At 48.9% G+C, this 16,125-nt stretch carries 13 protein-coding genes; 4 read left to right on the top strand and 9 right to left on the bottom strand.

Annotated features, from left to right (window positions below; all coding sequences use genetic code 11):
- Nucleotides 1-79: 79 nt before the first annotated feature.
- From asnB to nagB, 5 genes are all read right to left on the bottom strand, one after another.
- Nucleotides 80-1,756, bottom strand: a complete 1,677-nt coding sequence (asnB, locus tag EIZ48_RS09810) for an asparagine synthase B (RefSeq protein WP_160650524.1) — start codon at nucleotides 1,754-1,756, stop codon at nucleotides 80-82.
- A gap of 324 nt (nucleotides 1,757-2,080) precedes the next feature.
- Entirely contained in the window at nucleotides 2,081-3,667 is a 1,587-nt protein-coding gene (locus EIZ48_RS09805; RefSeq protein ID WP_160650522.1) for a cation:proton antiporter domain-containing protein, read from the bottom strand.
- Between the two features lie 202 nt (nucleotides 3,668-3,869).
- Nucleotides 3,870-5,084, bottom strand: coding sequence for a DNA-binding transcriptional regulator NagC (nagC, locus tag EIZ48_RS09800; RefSeq protein ID WP_160650520.1), 1,215 nt, complete (start codon nucleotides 5,082-5,084; stop codon nucleotides 3,870-3,872).
- Between the two features lie 2 nt (nucleotides 5,085-5,086).
- Nucleotides 5,087-6,223, bottom strand: a complete 1,137-nt coding sequence (nagA, locus tag EIZ48_RS09795; protein WP_160650519.1) for an N-acetylglucosamine-6-phosphate deacetylase — start codon at nucleotides 6,221-6,223, stop codon at nucleotides 5,087-5,089.
- Between the two features lie 12 nt (nucleotides 6,224-6,235).
- Nucleotides 6,236-7,036: a glucosamine-6-phosphate deaminase gene (nagB, locus tag EIZ48_RS09790; RefSeq protein WP_160650517.1), complete on the bottom strand. Its 801-nt coding sequence runs from the start codon at nucleotides 7,034-7,036 to the stop codon at nucleotides 6,236-6,238.
- Between the two features lie 255 nt (nucleotides 7,037-7,291).
- Here nagB and nagE point away from each other — a divergent pair, with 255 nt between their 5' ends.
- On the top strand, nucleotides 7,292-8,782 hold the full coding sequence (gene nagE, locus EIZ48_RS09785; RefSeq protein WP_160650515.1) for an N-acetylglucosamine-specific PTS transporter subunit IIBC: 1,491 nt from the start codon (nucleotides 7,292-7,294) through the stop codon (nucleotides 8,780-8,782).
- Between the two features lie 407 nt (nucleotides 8,783-9,189).
- A complete protein-coding gene (gene glnS / locus EIZ48_RS09780) occupies nucleotides 9,190-10,854 on the top strand; it encodes a glutamine--tRNA ligase (protein WP_160650513.1) in 1,665 nt (554 codons plus the stop codon).
- 136 nt (nucleotides 10,855-10,990) lie between these two features.
- Here glnS and fur read toward each other — a convergent pair whose 3' ends face one another.
- The 4 genes from fur to EIZ48_RS09760 all read right to left on the bottom strand — a co-directional run bounded on the left by fur (nucleotide 10,991) and on the right by EIZ48_RS09760 (nucleotide 13,798).
- Entirely contained in the window at nucleotides 10,991-11,437 is a 447-nt protein-coding gene (gene fur, locus EIZ48_RS09775) for a ferric iron uptake transcriptional regulator (protein ID WP_075768287.1), read from the bottom strand.
- A 516-nt stretch (nucleotides 11,438-11,953) separates the two neighbouring features.
- Nucleotides 11,954-12,481, bottom strand: coding sequence for a flavodoxin FldA (gene fldA / locus EIZ48_RS09770; protein WP_075768288.1), 528 nt, complete (start codon nucleotides 12,479-12,481; stop codon nucleotides 11,954-11,956).
- Between the two features lie 236 nt (nucleotides 12,482-12,717).
- Complete coding sequence (locus tag EIZ48_RS09765) at nucleotides 12,718-12,939, bottom strand: DUF2788 domain-containing protein (RefSeq protein WP_075768289.1); 222 nt, start codon at nucleotides 12,937-12,939, stop codon at nucleotides 12,718-12,720.
- 94 nt (nucleotides 12,940-13,033) lie between these two features.
- A complete protein-coding gene (locus EIZ48_RS09760; protein ID WP_160650511.1) occupies nucleotides 13,034-13,798 on the bottom strand; it encodes an alpha/beta fold hydrolase in 765 nt (254 codons plus the stop codon).
- 102 nt (nucleotides 13,799-13,900) lie between these two features.
- Here EIZ48_RS09760 and seqA point away from each other — a divergent pair, with 102 nt between their 5' ends.
- Together seqA and pgm are read left to right on the top strand one after the other, a co-directional pair.
- Entirely contained in the window at nucleotides 13,901-14,443 is a 543-nt protein-coding gene (seqA, locus tag EIZ48_RS09755) for a replication initiation negative regulator SeqA (protein WP_075768438.1), read from the top strand.
- A 35-nt stretch (nucleotides 14,444-14,478) separates the two neighbouring features.
- A complete protein-coding gene (gene pgm, locus EIZ48_RS09750) occupies nucleotides 14,479-16,125 on the top strand; it encodes a phosphoglucomutase (alpha-D-glucose-1,6-bisphosphate-dependent) (RefSeq protein ID WP_160650509.1) in 1,647 nt (548 codons plus the stop codon).

Raw genomic sequence — 16,125 nt, 5'->3', positions numbered from 1 at the left:
GAGGAGAAAGGCAATGAGAGCAAAAACAAAAACGAGAGCTCATGGCTCTCGTTTCAGTATTTAGATTATGACTAAACCGTTAGGCTTTTTGTTCGTAGGCTTCGTTGTGAACGGCAGCTACAGCACGACCTGATGGATCGGCACTGTTCTTGAAGCTCTCGTCCCACTCAATGGCCTTGGCACTTGAACAGGCGATTGACGGGCCGCCAGGTACACATTTCGCGGCATCTTCAAGCGGGAACAGCTCTTCAAAGATTTCACGGTACATATAGCCTTCTTTGGTTGTCGGCGTGTTGTACGGGAAACGGAACTTGGCTGTTTCAAGCTGCTGCTCGGTAACCTTGGCTTCGGCAACCTCTCTTAGTGAGTCAATCCAGCTATAACCAACACCATCAGAGAACTGCTCTTTCTGACGCCATGCAACGGATTCTGGTAGGTAGTGACCGAAGCATTCACGGATGATGTGTTTCTCCATCTTACCGTTACCGCACATTTTATCTTCTGGGTTCAGGCGCATTGCCACTTCAAGGAATTCCTTGTCCAGGAACGGTACACGTGCTTCGATGCCCCAGGCAGCCATTGACTTGTTGGCACGGGCACAGTCGAACATGTTTAGAGCCAGCAGTTTACGTACTGTTTCTTCGTGGAACTCTTTTGCGTTCGGTGCTTTGTGGAAGTAAAGGTAGCCACCGAAGACTTCATCTGCCCCTTCGCCGGAAAGCACCATCTTGATCCCCATAGCACGGATCTTACGTGACATCAGGTACATTGGCGTTGAAGCACGGATTGTCGTGACATCGTAAGTTTCAATGTGGTAAATCACATCACGAATGGCATCCAAGCCTTCCTGAACCGTATAGGTCAGTTCATGGTGAACGGTACCAATGCTGTCTGCTACCACTTTTGCCGCCTTTAAATCAGGCGCACCTTCAAGACCGATAGCAAAGGAGTGCAATGTCGGCCACCATGCTTGAGATTGCTCGTCATCTTCGATACGACGGGCTGCGAACTTTTTGGTGATAGCGGAGATGACAGATGAATCCAAACCACCTGACAACAGCACACCGTATGGAACATCTGTCATTAGCTGACGCTTAACCGCACTCTCTAGGGCATTAGTCAGTGCAACTTTATCAGTCTCTGCGTCGGCAACAGTGTCAAATTCCATCCAGTCACGCTTGTAGTAACGCACCGGCTCGCCTTTCTTGCTCCATAGAAAGTGGCCAGGAGGAAACTCGCTGATGGTTTTACAAACCGGTACCAGTGATTTCATTTCAGAAGCAACATAGTAGTTACCGTGTTCGTCATAGCCGTGGTACAGCGGGATAATACCGATATGGTCACGACCGATCAGATAAGCATCTTCCGTCTCATCATAAAGGATGAAGCCAAAAATACCGTTGAGGTAGTCAAGCAGTTCCGGGCCTTTCTCCTTGTAGAGCGCCAGAATAATTTCACAGTCAGACTCAGTCTGGAAAGGGTAGTCGGGTGCAAACTCAGCCTGAAGTTCTTTGTGGTTGTAAATTTCACCGTTTACCGCAAGAGCATGTGTTTTATCTTCGTTGTACAGAGGTTGCTCACCGCTGTTTAGGTCAACGATAGCCAGGCGCTCGTGCACCAGAATGGCTTTATCTGACGAGTAGATACCTGACCAGTCAGGACCGCGATGACGCATTTTCTTGGACATTTCTAACGCGGTTTCGCGCAACGCTGCTGCATCACTCTTGATGTCTAAGATACCGAATACTGAACACATACTTCTGACTCCAACTTTTAAATCGCTTGTCGCTATCCATAATTGTTTGGGAGGGAGTAAGAATTGAGTATCTAGTTCCTAGTCTAGAGACTTAATTCTTACTCCTTGCTGCTAACGTCTCCCGTTCTTAATTGTTAAAATTGCGTATTCGGTAAAATAAAGCAACCATTAATCTCAATTCAATTGAAGAAAAGCCTTGTCGGTGAATATTATCTAATAAAAAAGACTTTATCTGAATTTTATCTATTGCTGGCTGGTTTTTTGAACGAAAAAACAAACGGCAGCCGAGGCTGCCGTTATAAAAAGTGAAGAATGGTTGGGGGGCTAGAGTGGTTTTATATCGGGCGACAGGTGCTCACAGACATGGCGGGCAAACCCACTACCTGCCTCGTTGTAAATGTTGAATGCCGCATCGACCCCCAGTTCGCTGAGCAGGGCTTCATCATCACTGTATTTGGCTATCGCCGCGATCTTACCTTGGTAATGACCCTCACGAATCTGTTCCAGGGCAAAGCTGTTGGCCTGACTATGAGGCATAGCCAGCAAAATCAGTTCAGTGTTGTGGCGTGAGATAACACGAGCCCAGAAATCGGGGTCGGTGGCATCGCCGTGGATCACATTGCGCCCGGCTGCTCGGTGGAGTTGGACGGAGTCTTCACGGGTCTCGATACCGATGACTTGCTCGCCATAGCGTGCGACTAGCTCATCGTAGGCACCAGAACCAATACGGCCCATGCCTAGAATCATGATTTTCTTGTTACCGAGGTCAATCAGTTTATCGCTCGAATTAAGTTGGTCGGGCTCAAACTCTTTTAGCCACTTCGAGGCATCTTTGTATAACCGGTGGCCGATGCTGTTGAGTGGAGCCGCGATCAGGAATGACAATGAGACGGCAATGGCGATGGCTACCAGAAAGTTGCCCGGCAGCATTCCCAGACTGTACGCCAGCCCGCCGACAATGAGGCCGAACTCGCTGTAGTTGAACAAGGTGAGCGTACCAAGCAGTGACGTCCGGACCCGGTAGCGGAACAGGTTAAAGATGACGTAGTAGAGGATGCCTTTTATCGGCAGCAGCAGTAGCAGCAAAATGGCCATCAGGAAGCCGTCGAGAGTCGGCTCTTCTGACAGGCCTATGTTGAGGAAGAAGCAGACAAGCAACAGCTCTTTCAGGTTGAACAATGATTTTGACAGCTCCGAGGCCTTGGGGTGAGCGGCTAGCATCATACCCAGGATCAGAGCGCCCAAATCGGCCTTCATGCCGACAGCCTCGAACAGACCGGCACCGGCGACCAGGGCAAGGAAAATCCCATATAGTACCAGCATTTCCCCGTGGCCGGCCTTGTCGAGAATTTTAAACAGTGACGGACGCAATAGGGGCAGGGCAAACAAGGCCAACGCCGTGATTTCTGGCACCTTGCCGGTCGAAACGGTCAGGAATATAACGGCAAAAATATCCTGCATGACCAGCACCCCAATGGCAAGGGTGCCGTAGGTAGAGTTGAGCTCGCCTTTTTCCTGCAGTGCCTTGATCGCAAAAACGGTACTTGAAAATGAGAGTGCGAAGGCAAGCAGGCCAAGCTGCACCATATCCAGCTCGCTGAGCATTCCAAGACCGAGTTGTTTCAAAGCCAGTAGGGCAAGGGTAAAGAGGCCGGTTGTCAGCAGGTTATGCAGTGTCGCCCCTCCCCAGATCTCTTTGGCAAGCAGGGTTTTGACATCGAGTTTGAGGCCAATCGAGAACAGTAGCAGGGTAACGCCGAGATCGGCCAGGACACTGAGGACTTCGGTTGACTGGTAGCCTGCGCTATTGAGGGCAAATCCCGCGACAAGGAAGCCTACCAGAGGAGGAAGCTTGCACCTCAGGGCTATAAAGCCAGCCAGGAAGGCGGCTATGATAAAAATAAGTTCCATGTTGAGACTAGTTATCCTTTCTTATTGTATTCCCGATAGCGTTATCGCATAAGCAATAGTGTAGTTTGGGTGCAGGGGCTTAATTTTTTGCGCAATATACCACAAGGGGCATGTACCTGTCCGGTACATGCCCCTTTTTAGTGTGGCGAAAAAACTGCTGTGCTATGAGATTGGCATGCAGTCAGGCGCTGTGTTGTCGGCCCTAATCTTCAAGCAGTCGCTGAAGCAGCACGCCGTTTAGCATAGCCCGCTTGATCATTGAAAAAGCCCCGATGGTAGGCTGGCTATAGAGCTCAGATTCTACAATCGGCAGATCTTTATGGAACGTTGATAGTGACTGGGTTTCGACACAGCGTCGGATGGCCGGAAAAACGACATCTTTGGCCTGGATGATATTGCCGGCAACCACGATTTTTTGCGGGTTGAATAAATTAATCGTCATAGCCAGTGCCTTGCCGAGTTGATTACCGACCTTGATCAGTGCCTGGCTGGCCAGTTCGTCACCCTTATTGGCTGCTTCGCAGATGGCTGGCATAGTCACCTCCTCCAGATCCTGCAGGCTGCTACGGTAACCTTGGGCCAGCAGGTTCTGAACCTGCTTGATGATGGCCGGATCTGCCGCCACTGTTTCCAGGCAGCCGAAGTTGCCGCACTGGCACTTGTCGCCGAGCGGATCAATCTGGATATGGCCAATCTCACCGACATTACGGTTAAAGCCAAGGAATACCTGCCCGTTCACGATGATCCCGGCACCGGTACCGTGGTGGACACTGATCAGGATTGAATCTTTGCAGTCCTGACTTGCGCCGAAATAGTGTTCGGCTAACGCCAGGCCCCGGATGTCGTTACCGACAAAGCAGGAAACGCCGAATTTCTCGCTGATAATTTCCGAGAGCGGAAAGTTGTCCACTTCAATATGCGGCATATATTCGACTACCCCGGTTTCCGGATCAATCAGTCCCGGCAGGGTAATACCGAAAGCGACCAGCTCACGCATGATATTTTGGTTGTCTGCGATGAACTGGCGGATATGGCCAAGCAGGCCGTCAGTCAGTTCTTGCTGGTTGGCGTAGTTAAACTGATGAGCGGCGCTGGCTATGTGCTTGCCGCTCAAATCGTAAATGGTCAATTCGATATAGTTGCGTCCAAGCCGGATCGCAATCGAATGGAAAGGTGCTGACTCTGTCGTCAGCGAAATGGCACGTCGTCCACCGGTGGAAGCTTGCTGCGCGACCTCTTTGATCAGGCCGCGCTCAAGCAATTGGCGGGTGATTTTAGTAACGCTTGCAGGAGCCAGCTGACTTACGTCTGCTACCTGGATACGTGAAATAGGGCCTTGCAAGTCAATGAGTCTGTAAACAGCTGCACTGTTAAGCTGCTTTACCAGATCTACATTACCAATTTGTCCGCCTGTCATAGTTAGTTCTGCTCGTATTCACCGTTAACAACAGTCGCCCGAACATGGAAGTCACGATCAAAAATAGCCAGGTTAGCAACCATGCCTTTTTTGATGGCTCCCAGTGTCTTGTCCGCACCTATGGCACGAGCAGGATACAGGGTTGCCATACGAATCGCTTCGTCCAGGGCGATACCTGCATGCTCGACACTGTTTTGAACTGCTTCAATCATGGTTAGTGCCGAACCGCCAAGTGTGCCATTTTCATCCACACACTTGCCATCACGGTAATATACTTTCTTACCGACAAAAATAAAGTGATCAATGTCTGCTCCTGCTGGTGCAGTTGCATCGGTGACCAAAACAAGTTTTTCGCCTTTCATCCTGTGAGCCATACGAATATTGGCATAATCTACATGAAAACCGTCCGCTATCACCCCGGTGTAGACATCCGGTGTATCGTAGATGGCTCCGACCATGCCTGGCTCGCGGCCGGCAATCGGTGTCATGGCATTAAACAGGTGGGTCGCAAAGCTGATACCGGCCTCAAAGCCTTTGCGCGCCTCGACATAGGTGGCATTGGTATGGCCTGCAGAAACAACAATACCGGCCTCGGCCAGCTGTCGGATATGCTCGTGGGAGTTCTGTTCCGGTGCCAGTGTTACCTTGGCCACGATATCGGCATTGTCACAGATGGTCTGGATCATGGCGTCATCGGAACGACGGATGTGATCGACACTGTGGATACCTTTTTTCATCACGTTTAGGTAAGGACCTTCCAGGTGCAAACCGAGCGAGTGGTTTTGATACTGGGCATGATATTCGCGGGCTGCGGCAATGACCGCTTTCATATCTTCGTCAGACGAGGTGATCAGCGTCGGCAAGAAGCTGGTGCAGCCTGATTTCAGGTTGGCGCGGTGCATGGTGTGGATGGTATCGGCATTGATCTCATCGTTTAGCATGACGCCGCCGCAGCCGTTGAGCTGCAGATCGATGAAGCCTGGTGTCAGGTTGGCCCCGTCCAGATCCAGTGTTTCAATATCTTGAGGTAGCTCGTCAGCAGGGCAAATAGCGTGAATGTTCACGCCGTCAATAATGACGGCGTGGTTATTCAGCACATCGCTACCGGTAAAAATACGGCAGTTGGTAAGCGCGTACATGAACAACTCCTATTACAGGTTCTTGATGTTTTCAGCTTCCAGTTCCTGGAAGTATTTCACAGTTTTGACTTTCAGCTCCTGTGTTGACGGTTCGTCACAGACAATCAGTGATTTAGGGTGTAGCTGAAGGGCAGATACCGTCCACAGGTGGTTAACCGAACCTTCAACGGCGGCTTCAAGAGCCTGAGCCTTGTTGTGGCCGGTAACCAGAATCATGATTTCCCGTGCATCCAGCAACGTACCAACGCCGATGGTTAGTGCGTACTTAGGTACCTGATCCATATCACCGTCAAAGAAGCGCGAGTTTGCAATACGGGTGTCTTCGGTCAGTGTTTTGATACGGGTGCGTGATGCCAGCGAAGAAGCCGGCTCGTTGAACGCAATATGTCCGTCGTTGCCTACGCCGCCCATGAACAGATTAATTTTACCGTAAGATTTGATCTTGTCCTCGTAACGCTGACACTCGGCTTCGTGATCGTCAGTATTACCATTCAGGAGATTGATATTTTCTTCTTGAATATCAATGTGCTGGAAGAAATTGTTGTACATGAAGCTGCGGTATGACTCAGGGTGGTCGGCCGAGATACCGATATACTCATCCATGTTGAAGGTAACAACGTGCTTAAAACTTACTTCTCCAGCTTCATAAAGCTCGATTAAACGCTTGTATGTTGCCAGTGGAGTACCACCAGTTGGTAAACCTAATACAAAAGGACGGTCGGCTGTTGGCTGAAATTTGTTAATAGAATCAGCGATATAGCGAGCGGACCACAAACCTACATCTTTAGCTTTATTCAGCGGGATTAGTCTCACGGTGATACCTCATTCCTAGTAGAAAATACGATTAAATCTTAGCGGCATATTACCTTTGTTTTGGATAATAAAATAAGTTTTATGATCGGGCTAGCAAAATCGCTCTATTGTTAGTTAATCAGGTGATAAAGATCACAATTGATGAGGTTTTAATTTGCGGGGCGAAATTATTCTCTTACACTGCAAATAACTTAATCGGATAACTAAAAAAAGTTATCTGGATCGCATCTAAGAAAACCATAGGGGGAACTAAGGGTGAATATTCTTGGATATTTTCAGAAAGTAGGTAAGGCGTTGATGGTACCTGTTGCCACACTCCCTGCCGCCGCAATATTAATGGGTATTGGTTACTGGATTGATCCGAACGGCTGGGGTGCAAACAGTGCACTGGCTGCCTTTTTGATCAAGGCTGGTGCCGCTATTATTGATAACATGTCTGTATTGTTCGCAATTGGTGTTGCGTACGGTATGTCTAAAGATAAAGATGGTGCAGCAGCACTTTCTGGTTTTGTTGGCTTTTTAGTCGTAACAACGCTGCTGTCTCCGGGCGCAGTTGCACAAATTCAAGGCATTGACCCTAGCGCAGTGCCTGCAGCATTCGCGAAGATCAATAACCAATTTGTCGGTATCTTAGTCGGTATCGTATCTGCTGAAATCTATAACCGCTTCTCTGCTGTAGAACTTCACAAAGCCCTGGCATTCTTCTCGGGCAAGCGTCTGGTTCCTATCCTGACGTCATTCGCCGGTATCTTTATTGCTTTCATCCTGATGTACATCTGGCCAGCCGTTTATGGTGGTCTTGTGAACTTCGGTGAAGGTATCCAGGGTATGGGTGAGATAGGTGCTGGTATCTATGCATTCTTTAACCGTCTATTGATTCCTGTCGGCCTTCACCACGCACTGAACTCTGTATTCTGGTTTGACGTTGCCGGTATCAACGATATCCCTAACTTCCTTGGTGGCGCGAAATCTATTGCTGAAGGTGTGGCGACGCCGGGTGTGACTGGTATGTATCAGGCTGGCTTCTTCCCAATTATGATGTTCGGTCTGCCAGGTGCGGCGCTTGCGATGTACCATACGTCGAAAGCGAAGAATAAAGAAAAAGTTGCTTCAATCATGATTGCAGCCGGTTTCGCATCATTCTTCACTGGTGTAACTGAGCCGCTAGAATTTGCCTTCATGTTCCTGGCTCCTGCGCTATACGTTGTTCACGCAGCACTGGCTGGCTTGTCTGTATACATTGCGGCATCAATGCAGTGGATTGCTGGCTTCGGCTTCTCGGCTGGTCTGGTCGATATGGTGCTGTCTACGCGTAACCCGCTAGCGGTTAACTGGTACATGCTAATTGTTCAAGGCTTGGTATTCTTCGGTCTGTACTACGCAATCTTCCGTACTGTCATTGTTAAGTTCAACCTGAAAACACCGGGTCGTGAAGACGATGATGCCGAAGAAGGCTCTGTTGCGGGTTCAGAAGAAACGGGTGAGCTGGCAAAACAGTACCTGAAAGCGCTGGGTGGCCACGGTAACCTTGAGAACATCGATGCATGTATCACGCGTCTGCGCCTGACACTGAAAGACAGCAGCCTGGCTGATGAGAAAACTCTGAAGGCTCTGGGTGCCATGGGTGTGGTTAAACTTGGTACCAACAATATTCAGGTTATCCTTGGCCCGCTGGCGGAAATCGTTGCTGGCGAAATGAAAAAAATCCCGGTATCTGAAGATCTCTCTTCGGTAAAACTGCCTTAATGACCTAAAGCCGGGCTCCTGGTTAGGGAGACTGGACAACGGCGTGAAGAGCGGCCTCTTGTTGGAGGCCGTTTTTTTTCCAAAACAAGCTTACACTGAGGCTTGGCCATCGCTACTGCAAGGCTCCGCTCTGGTTCGGCGGGTTGTGCCTTGCTAGTTTCCGAATACGCTTTCCCCGAAGTGTATTCCGAAGCTGCCCTGGTAGTTTTAGGCTTGGGTTGCCCTGCATCTTGAGGTTGCTTGGGTATATTGATGCTCGAATTGGGTGTCATCTGTTTATATTGCCCTGCGATAGCGGGGTTTTTTTATACATATCGACAAACAATGCACACTATTTGTTGAGTCGTGCACCATATTTATGGATCATAGAGGGTTCTAAAATCCTGTAAGCACACGAGGTGTAATAGATGAGTGAATCTGAAGCTCGTCCAACTAACTTTATCCGCCAGATCATTGATGCGGATTTAGCAAGTGGCAAACATACAAGCGTACATACCCGATTCCCGCCGGAGCCGAACGGCTACCTGCACATCGGTCATGCTAAATCAATTTGTTTGAACTTCGGTATTGCTCAGGACTATCAGGGTCAATGTAATTTACGTTTCGACGATACTAACCCTGAGAAAGAAGACATCGAATACGTTGAGTCTATTAAGAACGATGTTAACTGGTTGGGCTTCGAGTGGAGCGGTGAGATTTGCTATTCATCAAACTACTTCGACAAGCTATACGGGTTTGCTATTGAATTGATTAATAAAGGCTTAGCGTATATTGATGAGCTAAGTCCAGAGCAAATGCGTGAATACCGCGGCACATTGACTGAGCCGGGTAAACACAGCCCATACCGTGATCGCAGCGTTGAAGAAAACCTGGCGCTGTTCGATAAAATGAAAAATGGCGAAGTGGAAGAGGGCAAGATGTGCCTTCGCGCCAAGATAGACATGGCGTCACCGTTTATGGTGATGCGTGATCCGGTTATCTACCGTGTGCGTTTCGCCACTCACCACCAGACTGGCGACAAGTGGTGCATCTATCCGATGTACGATTTCACGCACTGTATCTCTGATGCGCTGGAAGGTATTACGCACTCTATCTGTACCCTGGAGTTTATGGATAACCGCCGTCTGTACGACTGGGTACTGGATAACATTACGATTGACTGCCAGCCGCGTCAGTATGAGTTCAGCCGCCTGAACCTTGAGTACACGGTTATGTCCAAGCGTAAGCTAAACCAGCTGGTAACCGATAATCTGGTTTCTGGTTGGGATGATCCGCGTATGCCGACTATCTCTGGCCTGCGTCGTCGTGGCTTTACTTCTGCCTCTATCCGCGAGTTTTGTAAGCGCATTGGTGTAACTAAGCAAGACAACACCATCGAGATGGGCTCACTGGAATCTTGTATCCGTGATGATCTAAACGAAAATGCACCTCGTGCAATGGCCGTTCTGGATCCAGTTAAAGTTGTTATCGAAAACTTTGACGGTGAAGCGGAAATCTTGAATGTAGCGAACCATCCGAATAAGCCTGAGATGGGAACCCGCGAAGTACCTTTCACTCGTGAGCTGTATATCGAGCGTGAAGACTTCCGTGAAGAAGCAAACAAGAAGTACAAGCGTCTGGTGCTGGGTAAAGAAGTGCGTCTGCGCGGTGCCTATGTGATCAAGGCTGAACGTATCGAGAAAGACGAAGAAGGTAATATCACTACCATCTTCTGTACTTACGATAACGAAACGCTGGGTCAGAACCCAACAGATGGCCGCAAGGTGAAGGGTGTGATCCACTGGGTATCAGCGGAAGCGGGTATCCCTGCTGAAATTCGTCTGTACGATCGTTTGTTCACGGTACCGAACCCTGGCGCTGCTGATGACTTTGTCTCTGTGATCAACCCGGAATCACTGACCATTAAGCAAGGTGTCGTAGAGCCGTCGTTGGCTGATGCTGAAGCGGAGAAAGCGTTCCAGTTTGAGCGTATGGGTTATTTCTGTGCCGATAGCAAAGAGTCATCTAAAGAGAAACTGGTGTTTAACCGCACGGTTGGCCTGCGTGATACTTGGGCCAAGATTGGCGATTAACAGCAAAGCCAGCTAAGGCTGGCTTTTTGATCCCATAAAAAAACCAGCCGCTTGGCTGGTTTTTTGATTTAGTGTCGAGCGTCTAAGCCGCCATCTGTCATAGTTTATATATCGCAGTGAAGGCTTAGGGCATTAATTATTTTTGATCGTGCAGCTCTGGGTTTTCGTTACAGTCACCTTCCATGCAGTGACCATAGAGGTACAGGCTGTGGTTAGTCAGGCGAACGTTGAAGCTGGAAGCAATCTCTTTCTGACGCTGTTCGATAACTTGGTCAGAAAACTCAATAACCTTTCCACAATCAAGACAAACCAGGTGGTCATGATGGTGCTGAGTGGCCAGTTCAAATACTGATTTACCACCTTCGAAGTGGTGGCGAGTCACAATACCAGCATCATCAAATTGGTTCAGTACGCGGTAAACCGTTGCCAGGCCAATCTCTTCACCAATATCGATTAGTTTCTTGTATAAGTCTTCAGCACTAATGTGTTGGCAATCAGGCTGCTGCAATACTTCCAGAATTTTAAGACGCGGAAGCGTAACTTTTAAGCCTGCTTGTTTAAGTGCGTGATTATTATCTGACATCCGAGTTTCCTATTGGCTAGCCGCAACAACATGAAGCGGTAGTCTTTCTCATATCTATTTATTATAAGTGACGACAAGGTAACAATAAACCTTAAAAAGCGATGAATCTACCTGATATGTAACTTTTCTTTACTTTGCAGGCTTGTTACAAAAATGTAGGTGTACTCTTCGTGCTAGTAGTTGGGGTTGGCCGAGGATGATAATGATTTTCCGGCTGGCTAGTATAGCATCGCCCCTAAAGAAGTGGCGGCTACTCTGGGGAATGAGGTTCGGAATATCATATATTTCCCAATACTGCTGTTATTTCAGAACTTGTCTGAAGTTAACGTAGTGGAATAAAAATGCTAATCGTACTCAATACCGCCGTGAAATCTTCTCATGAATTAAGCTCTTATATGCGCCGTTGTTTATATGCGGTTAGGGTATGTAAGCTATGTTGAGGTATGCAGATCTGATTGCGATTACAGAAATAAAAAACGCGCCAGAGGGCGCGTTTATTGGGCGTAACTGTGACGATTAGTCGGCCAGTTCAGCCAGACACATTTCGTCGTAGATTTGGTTTACCCACTTCTCTACACGCTCGTCAGTCAGTTCCGGCTGGCGATCTTCATCGATGCAAAGGCCAACGAAGTGGTTGTCGTCAACAAGTGCTTTTGACGCTTCAAACTCAAAGCCTTCTGTCGGGAAGTGGCCAACGATAGTTGCGCCGCGGCCTTCTACGATTTCGCGAACCGTGCCCATAGCGTCACAGAAGTACTCTGCGTAATCTTCTTGGTCACCACAACCGAAAATAGCAACAAGCTTAGTCGAGAAGTCGATACCTTCTAGCTCAGGGAAGAAGTCATCCCAGTCACACTGCGCTTCGCCGTAGTACCAGGTAGGGATACCTAACAGTAGCAGATCAAAGTTGTCGATATCTTCTTTGCTGCTTTTAGCGATATCTTTTACTTCAACCAGTTTTTTGCCCAGTTGCTTCTGGATCATTTTAGCGACAGCTTCTGTATTACCTGTGTCGCTACCAAAGAAGAGTCCTACACTCGCCATAGTAGAGATTACCCGTATATTAGTTGTTGACCGTTATCCTTGATGATAACGATATACATAAATCTTATCAGGGCGCTGGCCCTGAATGTTAATGATCATCTGTCCGAACGATGAAGTTCATCACTTGAATGTTCGATATTGCGGTTGATCATCACTAGCTCTGTTGCCTGAGCATGTTCTATTTCATGGTTCGGCTTTGTTGCGCGCTCGACAGTTGCTGAATTTAGCTATAAATGTTAACCAATGCCTGCGCCTTCCCAGCTAATCTGGATCAGGCCCTTGGTGATAAACCCGGCGCAGCCCAGAAACAGGACAAGCCAGACAATTTTTCGGCCAAATGGTGGCACATTACCCTGCTTCAGTACATCCTTTATGGCCATGCCGATAAAGAAAAATATTGCGGCGAACAACAAGTCCAGCCCAATTGATTCAAGCAGTTCCATGTGCTCATATAACATTTCTGTCTCCTTACAGCAGTTGAAGCCGAGCTAGGCGCGCACTATAACACAGACAATAGGTGCCTGTTAACGGTATAGGGGCGCTTGATTCGCCCTAAGCCGACTGTAAGAAGTTCAGAATAATACGGTTTACCGTCTCAGGTTTCTCGGCATGCAGCCAGTGTCCGGTATTTGCCACCATGTGGGCCTTGGCCGAAGGAAACTGGCGCGCAATAGATTCTCTGTGCTCCGGCAGGATATATTCCGAATTCTGGCCCTTGACGAACAAGGTCTTACCTCGAAATTCAGACACTTCCTGCCACCCCATAATGGTATCGTAATTGGCGATCAGGCCCTCGACATTGAAGCGCCAGTGATAGCCGCTGTCTGTTTTGGCAAACGACTTGAGCAAAAACTGCCGTACGCCCGGTTCGAGCACATGTTTAGCCAGGTGCGTCTCTGCTTCGCTGCGTTTACCAACGGTGTGCCTGGCGACTTCCCGCAGGCCGGCAAAGACATTTTGGTGGCGGTGTACGCGGTAATGGACCGGCGCCATATCCAGGACGATTAAATGGTTGAAACGGGGGGCAGCCAGCTCGGTCATTGCCATGGCAACTTTTCCGCCCATGGAATGGCCAATGAGCGAGAACCGCTCTATATCACATAGGTCGATGACCTTCAGGACGTCGGCAGCCATTTCGCGGTAGGTAAATGTATCTGAATGGGGGGAGCGGCCATGGTTCCGAAGATCGATGCTGATCACTTTATATTTATCTTTCAAAGATCTGGCAAGCAATCCCAGATTGTCGGCACTGCCGAAAAGGCCGTGGATCAAAATGATCGCCTCACCTTGTCCGTCCACTTGGTAATGAAGATTCACTGACTATTTTCTCTTGTTGATAACGCTTTACCGTAGAGTATAACCTCGGATCACGTTATAATCTCACGGTGATTTTCAAACGGAACGATAATGAACACTACGATGAAGAGTATTGAGGTAGACGAAGAGCTATATCGTTATATTGCCAGCCAAACCCAGCATATTGGCGAGAGTGCATCTGACATTTTGCGCCGCCTGCTAATGGTGCCTGAGCAGAGTGAACAGCAGCCTGAAGTGGTTATGCCTGTTCGACCGAAAGGTATCGTGGTAAGTAAAGACGCGGGTAACGTAACGAAAATGGATCGCGTGAAAGAGATGCGATCGTTGTTGATTTCAGATGAATTCGCCGTCCAGGAAAAAGCCATCGGTCGCTTCATGATGATCTTGTCGTCGCTTTATCGTATCGATCCGAAAGGCTTTACAGAAGCTGCGGCAATCAAAGGTCGTACCCGCATTTACTTTGCCGAGAGCAAAGACACACTGCTGGCGAGTGGTAAAACGACTAAGCCGAAAGCAATCCCAGAGACTCCGTTCTGGGTAATAACGAATACGAATACTGATCGCAAACGTCAGATGGTTGAGCAGTTGATGGGCAAAATGAACTTCGGTGCAGATATTATCGACAAAGTTTGCGGTGAAATTTAACTGGCGTTTCGCCTTTTTATTACAAGGATAAGTTAATGGCAATCCATCCTCGTGCCGGGCAGCGTGCTCAGCAAGAAGATATGCATAACATTCCCGCGTTAGTGGCAAATTATTTTCTTATTGAGCCGAGCGTTACTGAACCACAGCAGAAAGTTGCCTTTGGTACTTCTGGTCACCGTGGTACGGCTGATAAAGGTACATTCAACCAGCATCATATCTGGGCTATCGCTCAGGCTGTTGCAGAAGTACGTGCTGCTAAAGGTGTGACAGGTCCGCTGTTTTTGGGTAAGGATACTCATGCGCTGTCTGAGCCTGCGTTCACTTCTACGCTAGAAGTGCTGGTTGCGAACAATGTGAAGGTAGTGATCCAGCAAGGGCGTGGCTATACCCCGACTCCGGGTGTCTCTCACGCTATTTTGTGTCATAACAAAGCCAATGCTGACAAAGCTGATGGCATTGTGATCACCCCGTCTCACAACCCGCCTCAGGACGGTGGTATCAAGTACAACCCTGTCCATGGTGGTCCTGCCGAAGGTGAACTGACTACCGCGATCGAAAAGCGTGCCAACGAGATCATTGCCAATGGCATGGTCGATGTGAAGCGTGTGTCGATTGAGCAGGCATTTGCCAGTGAGCTGGTGGTCGAGCAAGAGCTGGTTGCACCGTATGTTGATGACTTGGTCAACGTTATCGATATGGCTGCAATCCAGAAAGCTAACCTTAAAATCGGTGTTGATCCACTCGGTGGTTCTGGCATTGAATACTGGCGCCAGATTGCCAGTCACTACGGGTTGGATCTGACGCTGGTCGACGAGTCTATCGACCCGTCTTTCCGCTTTATGTCGCTGGATAAAGATGGTGTGGTCCGTATGGACTGCTCGTCGCCTTATGCGATGGCTGGCCTGCTGGCACACAAAGACAACTACGATCTGGCTTTCGGTAACGACCCTGACTATGACCGCCATGGTATCGTTACGCCTGCCGGCCTGATGAACCCTAACCACTTCCTTGCAGTGTGTATTGACTACCTTTACCGTCACCGTCCGGACTGGAGCCAGGAAGTGGCCGTTGGTAAAACACTGGTATCCAGTGCGCTGATTGACCGTGTTGTGGCTGATCTGGGCCGTGAGCTGTGTGAAGTACCGGTTGGTTTCAAATGGTTCGTTGATGGCCTGTATTCAGGTGAGCTAGGTTTCGGTGGTGAGGAAAGTGCTGGGGCATCTTTCTTGCGCATGGACGGTACGCCTTGGTCTACCGACAAAGATGGTATTCTGCTATGTCTGCTGGCGGCTGAAATCACGGCTGTTACCGGTAAGAACCCGCAGCAGTACTACGAAGAACTGGCTGACAAGCACGGCGCTTCGCAATACAACCGTCTTCAGGCTGTCGCCAACGGTGAGCAGAAAGCAGTACTGAGCAAGTTGTCTCCTGAAATGGTGGCTGCAGAGACTCTGGCTGGTGATGCAATCACAGCCCGTCTGACGCATGCGCCAGGTAATGGTGCGGCAATTGGCGGCCTGAAAGTGACCACCGAGAATGGTTGGTTTGCTGCGCGTCCATCAGGCACCGAAGATATCTACAAGATTTACTGCGAAAGCTTCAAAGGTAAGGAGCACTTAGCCCTTATTGAGCAAGAAGCGCAGGAAATTGTCAGTAAGGTATTTGCCGACGCTGGTCTGTAA

Source organism: Photobacterium alginatilyticum (genome assembly GCF_009910675.1).
Lineage (GTDB): Bacteria > Pseudomonadota > Gammaproteobacteria > Enterobacterales > Vibrionaceae > Photobacterium > Photobacterium alginatilyticum.
The sequence above is the reverse complement of the archived record's forward strand: the minus strand, read 5'-3'. Positions and strand labels throughout refer to the sequence as shown.